Genomic DNA, 5,346 nt, shown 5'->3' with positions numbered 1-5,346 from the left:
CGGACGCGGGCTGGGCCGTCCCGGACGGCCGGTGTAGCTTTGGGGCGGAGTCAGACGTCGCTGCTGATGGCGGTCGGGCGGTCCCCAGCGGACCGGCCGAGGGAGAGAGGGCCTCCGACGGACTGCGCTGCGCGTACGCGGGCTCGCCTGCCCGTGCCCCCGCAGGACCACGCGTCCCGCGGGCGCACCCCTGTGTCCGCCGCCGCGCAGACCAGCCGTGTCCACCTCTCGCCCAGACATCGAGGAGCAGCAGTTCCATGACCCAGGACTTCAAGGTCGCCGACCTCTCCCTGGCCGACTTCGGCCGCAAGGAGATCACCCTCGCCGAGCACGAGATGCCGGGCCTGATGGCGATCCGCAAGGAGTACGCCGAGTCCCAGCCCCTCGCCGGCGCCCGCGTCACCGGCTCCCTGCACATGACCGTGCAGACCGCCGTCCTGATCGAGACGCTCGTCGCCCTCGGCGCCCGCGTCCGCTGGGCCTCCTGCAACATCTTCTCCACCCAGGACCACGCCGCCGCGGCCATCGCCGTCGGCCCGAACGGCACGGTCGACAACCCCCAGGGCGTCCCCGTCTTCGCCTGGAAGGGCGAGACGCTGGAGGAGTACTGGTGGTGCACCGAGCAGGCGCTGACCTGGGCGGACAGCCCCACCGGCGGCCCGAACATGATCCTCGACGACGGCGGTGACGCCACCCTCCTCGTCCACAAGGGCGTCGAGTACGAGAAGGACGGCAAGGTCCCTGCCGTCGACACCGCCGAGTCCGACGAGCACCGCGTCATCCTCGAACTCCTGCACCGCACGATCTCCGAGGGCTCCCAGAAGTGGACCCAGCTCGCCTCGGAGATCCGCGGCGTCACCGAGGAGACCACCACCGGCGTCCACCGCCTGTACGAGATGCAGCGCGACGGCGTCCTCCTCTTCCCGGCGATCAACGTCAACGACGCCGTCACGAAGTCGAAGTTCGACAACAAGTACGGCTGCCGCCACTCCCTGATCGACGGCATCAACCGCGCCACCGACGTCCTCATCGGCGGCAAGACCGCCGTCGTCTGCGGCTACGGCGACGTCGGCAAGGGCTGCGCCGAGTCCCTGCGCGGCCAGGGCGCCCGCGTCATCGTCACCGAGATCGACCCGATCTGCGCGCTCCAGGCCGCGATGGACGGCTACCAGGTCACGACCCTCGACGAGGTCGTCGACAAGGCCGACATCTTCATCACCACGACCGGCAACAAGGACATCATCATGGCCTCCGACATGGCCAAGATGAAGCACCAGGCCATCGTCGGGAACATCGGCCACTTCGACAACGAGATCGACATGGCCGGCCTCGCGAAGATCCCCGGCATCGTCAAGGACGAGGTCAAGCCGCAGGTCCACACCTGGACCTTCGAGGACGGCAAGGTCCTCATCGTCCTCTCCGAGGGCCGCCTGCTGAACCTCGGTAACGCGACCGGCCACCCGTCCTTCGTGATGTCCAACTCCTTCGCGGACCAGACCCTGGCCCAGATCGAGCTGTTCGCCAAGCAGGAGGAGTACCCGGTCGGCGTCTACACGCTGCCCAAGCACCTCGACGAGAAGGTCGCCCGCCTCCACCTCGACGCCCTCGGCGTCAAGCTGACGACCCTGCGCCCCGAGCAGGCCTCGTACATCGGCGTAGAGGTCGACGGCCCGTACAAGCCGGACCACTACCGCTACTGACCCGGCGGCACCGGGTCCCCGACCCGCGCCGAACCGGCGGTACTCCAGAGGCAGGCCCCCGCACCCCCGTGCCGGGGGCCTGCCCCTTTCGGCCCGGCCGGGACCGCCCCCCGACGACCCGACCAGCTCTGTCACGACCCAGGACCCCCATGCCCCGCGGCCGCTACTCGCTCCACGACCCGCACGACCACACCCCCCTCGGCGAGGAGCACTTCCAGTGCGCCCCCGGCCCCTCCGGCTGGCGGTACGTCGCCCAGCGGACCACCCCCACCGGCGACCACAGCGGCTCCGTCGACCTCGCCCTCGACGACCTCGGCCGCCCCATCCGCCTCGAACTCCACGCGGCCGGCTGGCAGGTCCGCGCCGCCGCCCTGGACGGTGTCACCTGGGTCCGCACCGACCCCACCGGCGCCGAGGCCACCGAGGGCAACGCCCCCGCCCACGCCTTCACCGGCACCTCCCCGGCCTTCCTCGTCGCCACCGCCCGCCTCCTACGCCTCACGCCCTCCCCCTCCGCGACCCGCGTCCGCCTCGTCTCCTTCACCGACCCGGTCCTCGCCCCCCGCACGACCGACCAGTCCTGGGCCTTGGTGAACAGCGAAGCACACGCCACTGACAACACCCCCCTGATCGTGGACGAATACCAGGTCACAGCGCTGGACACCGGCGAACGCCACACCGTCCACATCGCCGGCGACGTCGTCCTCGCGGCCCCCGGCATCGAACTGGAGGACCTCGCCTCACCCCCGTCGACGTTCACCTGAACCGTCAGGCAGGCGGCACGAACCCGGTCGAGGGCCGCTCGGCAGACGGCTGCTGGGGCACCTGCTGCTCCGGCTGCTCCTGAGGGGCCGGCTGAGCCTGTCGCGGCTCCTGGTACGCCCGAGGCGCCCGCGCCCCGTAAGAAACCCCTCCAGCACCCCCGTACACGTCGTACGGCGAACCCGCCGCACCCGTCGGGAACGCCCGTCGGGCCTCCCGCGCCTGGCGCTCCTGGGCCACCGCCGCCAGGTACGCCCCCGGCGTCATCCCCTCCGGCGCGGGCGCGCCCGTACGCGCGACCAGATCGTTCGCGAGGCGCTCCGCCATCCTCCAGCCGACCTGGGGATCCAACTGGTGCGCGCGCCCGAGGTACTGCCGTATCGCCAGCCACAGCGCGTCGGGTACGGCGGACAGGTCCAGCTCGGCGAAACGGCCCGCCAGCGCGGGCGGGGGAGGCGCGAGGAAGCCGCCCCGCGCGACGGGTATCCGCTCCCGCACCACCAGGGTCCCCGCGAACACGTCCCCGAGCCGCCTCCCGCGCGCGGACACCAGCGAGGCGATGACGGCCACGGTCCCACCCGTCGCCAGGATCTCGACCACCCCGATCGCCCCGCGCACGAGCGCGTGCCGGAACCGGATCGGCCCCCCGTCGTCCCGCACCACCCGCAGCCCGAACGCCAGCTTCCCCAGCGACCGCCCATGGCTCAGCGTCTCGACCGCGATCGGCACCCCCACCAGCACCAGCAGGAACGACGCGATCGACAGCGCGGTCTGCGCGGCCTCGTCCAGGGAGGCCGTGGTCGCGATCAGGACGACCGACACGACGATGTAGAGCACAAAGGCCACGACGAGGTCCAGGAGGACGGCCAGCGCCCTGCTGGGCAGCCTCGCGGGCCGTAGCTCCAACGCCACGGCCTCGCCCGTCACCAGCTCGCTCACGCTCGCGCCCCTTCCCTGGTCTGCCCGGTGAACAGCAAGTCTGCCAAGCTGAAGGTACTTCGCGCCCCAGTGCGACAAGCTGACTTCACCGACCGGTAGCCGACGAACAGCCGAGGAGCAGGCACACCGATGGACCTCGACGTCTTCGTCTCCGCCCACCGCGCGGAGTGGGACCGCCTCGACGCCCTCCTCAACCGCCGCAGCCGCCTCACCGGGGCGGAGGCCGACGAACTCGTCGCCCTCTACCAGCGCACGGCCACCCACCTCTCCCTGATCCAGTCCAGCGCCCCCGACCCGCAGCTCACCGGACGGCTCAGCCAACTCGTCGCCCGCGCGCGCAGTGCCGTGACAGGAACCCGCCGCGCCTCCTGGAGAGACGTCACCCGCTTCCTCACCCAGGGGTTCCCGGCGGCCGTCTACCGCGCGCGCCACTGGTGGGTCCCGACGGCGCTCCTGTCGACGGCCGTGGGAGCCCTCCTCGGCTGGTGGATCGGCACCCACCCGGAGGTGCGGTCGAGCATCGCCGCCCCCAGCCAACTGCGCGAACTCACCCGCCCCGGCGGCGAGTACGAGACCTACTACTCCAGCCACCCGGCGGCCTCCTTCGCCGCCCAGGTGTGGACGAACAACGCCCAGGCCGCCGCGATGTGCCTGGTCCTGGGCATCTTCCTGGGCCTGCCGGTCCTCTGGATCCTCTTCCAGAACATGCTCAACCTGGGCGTCGGCTTCGGCCTCATGTCCTCCGCCGGCCGCCTCGACACCTTCCTCGGCCTCGTCCTCCCGCACGGCCTCCTCGAACTGACCGCCGTTTTCGTCGCCGCGGGCACCGGCCTGCGCCTCGGCTGGACCGTCATCGACCCCGGCCCACGCACCCGCCGCACAGCCCTCGCGGAAGAAGGCCGCGCCGCCGTCGGCATGGCCATCGGCCTGGCCCTGGTCCTCTTCGTCTCCGGCGCCATCGAGGGCTTCGTGACCCCGTCCGGCCTGCCCACGTGGGCCCGCATCACCATCGGCATCGCCGCCGAGGCGGCCTTCCTCGTGTACGTCTGGGTCCTCGGCGGACGTGCTGTTCGAGCCGGGGAGACGGGGGACGTGGAGGCCGCCGAGCGCAGCGCCCGTGTCCCTACGGCCGCCTGATGTGCAAACAGGCTTGCCGAGCTGTTAGTCTCCTCTTCGCCCCACAGGAACCGTTGACACGGGTCCTACAGGGCGGTAGATTCGAACAGTTGCCTAGAACTGGATCTGATCCGGTCGGCAGTGAGTTAGTATCTACAACGCCTCCCGGAACTTCGATTCCAATCAGAGGCACCCCCCGATGAATTCGGAAAAGAACGGCCGGTCAGACCGGCCCGGAACTTCTGATAAAGTCGGAAACGCCGAAAGGGAAACGCCCGAAGCGAAAGCGGAGAGCAGGAACCGGAAAGCACCGAGGAAATCGGATCGGAAAAAGATCTGATAGAGTCGGAAACGCAAGACCGAAGGGAAAAGCCCGGAGGAAAGCCTGAGAGAGTCTCTCGGGTGAGTACAAAGGAAGCGTCCGTTCCTTGAGAACTCAACAGCGTGCCAAAAATCAACGCCAGATTAGTTGATACCCCGTCCCCGGCCGATGGTCGAGGATGAGGTTCCTTTGAAACAAACACAGCGAGGACGCTGTGAACGAGGGGATCATTCCTCCTCTCGTTCCGCTCTTCTGTGTTGTGCACCCGATCACGGGTAAACATTCACGGAGAGTTTGATCCTGGCTCAGGACGAACGCTGGCGGCGTGCTTAACACATGCAAGTCGAACGATGAAGCCCTTCGGGGTGGATTAGTGGCGAACGGGTGAGTAACACGTGGGCAATCTGCCCTTCACTCTGGGACAAGCCCTGGAAACGGGGTCTAATACCGGATATCACTCCTGCCTGCATGGGTGGGGGTCGAAAGCTCCGGCGGTGAAGGATGAGC

The 5,346-nt window shown here is 69.4% G+C and carries 4 protein-coding genes and 1 rRNA gene; 4 read left to right on the top strand and 1 reads right to left on the bottom strand.

Annotation, left to right across the window (positions count from 1 at the left end; translation table 11 throughout):
• Nucleotides 1–257 precede the first annotated feature (257 nt).
• Together ahcY and AOK24_RS08835 are read left to right on the top strand one after the other, a co-directional pair.
• Nucleotides 258–1,700 carry an adenosylhomocysteinase gene (gene ahcY, locus AOK24_RS08840; RefSeq protein ID WP_055719497.1) on the top strand — a complete coding sequence of 481 codons (1,443 nt, stop codon included), beginning with the start codon at nucleotides 258–260 and terminating at the stop codon, nucleotides 1,698–1,700.
• A gap of 149 nt (nucleotides 1,701–1,849) precedes the next feature.
• The gene (locus tag AOK24_RS08835; protein ID WP_055719496.1) at nucleotides 1,850–2,464 is read left to right on the top strand and encodes a hypothetical protein; all 615 of its coding nucleotides are present in this window, start codon (nucleotides 1,850–1,852) and stop codon (nucleotides 2,462–2,464) included.
• Nucleotides 2,465–2,468: 4 nt separating this feature from the next.
• Here the strand turns inward: AOK24_RS08835 and AOK24_RS08830 are convergent, their stop codons facing one another.
• Entirely contained in the window at nucleotides 2,469–3,401 is a 933-nt protein-coding gene (locus AOK24_RS08830) for an RDD family protein (protein ID WP_055719495.1), read from the bottom strand.
• A gap of 129 nt (nucleotides 3,402–3,530) precedes the next feature.
• Here AOK24_RS08830 and AOK24_RS08825 point away from each other — a divergent pair, with 129 nt between their 5' ends.
• A complete protein-coding gene (locus tag AOK24_RS08825) occupies nucleotides 3,531–4,538 on the top strand; it encodes a stage II sporulation protein M (protein ID WP_055719494.1) in 1,008 nt (335 codons plus the stop codon).
• Between the two features lie 583 nt (nucleotides 4,539–5,121).
• Nucleotides 5,122–5,346, top strand: a 16S ribosomal RNA gene (locus AOK24_RS08820); the annotation flags it as partial.

This window comes from Streptomyces niveiscabiei (assembly GCF_001419795.1).
Taxonomy (GTDB): domain Bacteria; phylum Actinomycetota; class Actinomycetes; order Streptomycetales; family Streptomycetaceae; genus Streptomyces; species Streptomyces niveiscabiei.
The sequence above is the reverse complement of the archived record's forward strand: the minus strand, read 5'-3'. Positions and strand labels throughout refer to the sequence as shown.

What these genes read in the sequence shown, in the direction of transcription:
- ahcY (WP_055719497.1), top strand. Translation starts at nt 258, where the DNA reads ATGACCCAGGACTTCAAGGTCGCCGACCTCTCCCTGGCCGACTTCGGC.
- AOK24_RS08835 (WP_055719496.1), top strand. Translation starts at nt 1,850, where the DNA reads ATGCCCCGCGGCCGCTACTCGCTCCACGACCCGCACGACCACACCCCC.
- AOK24_RS08825 (WP_055719494.1), top strand. Translation starts at nt 3,531, where the DNA reads ATGGACCTCGACGTCTTCGTCTCCGCCCACCGCGCGGAGTGGGACCGC.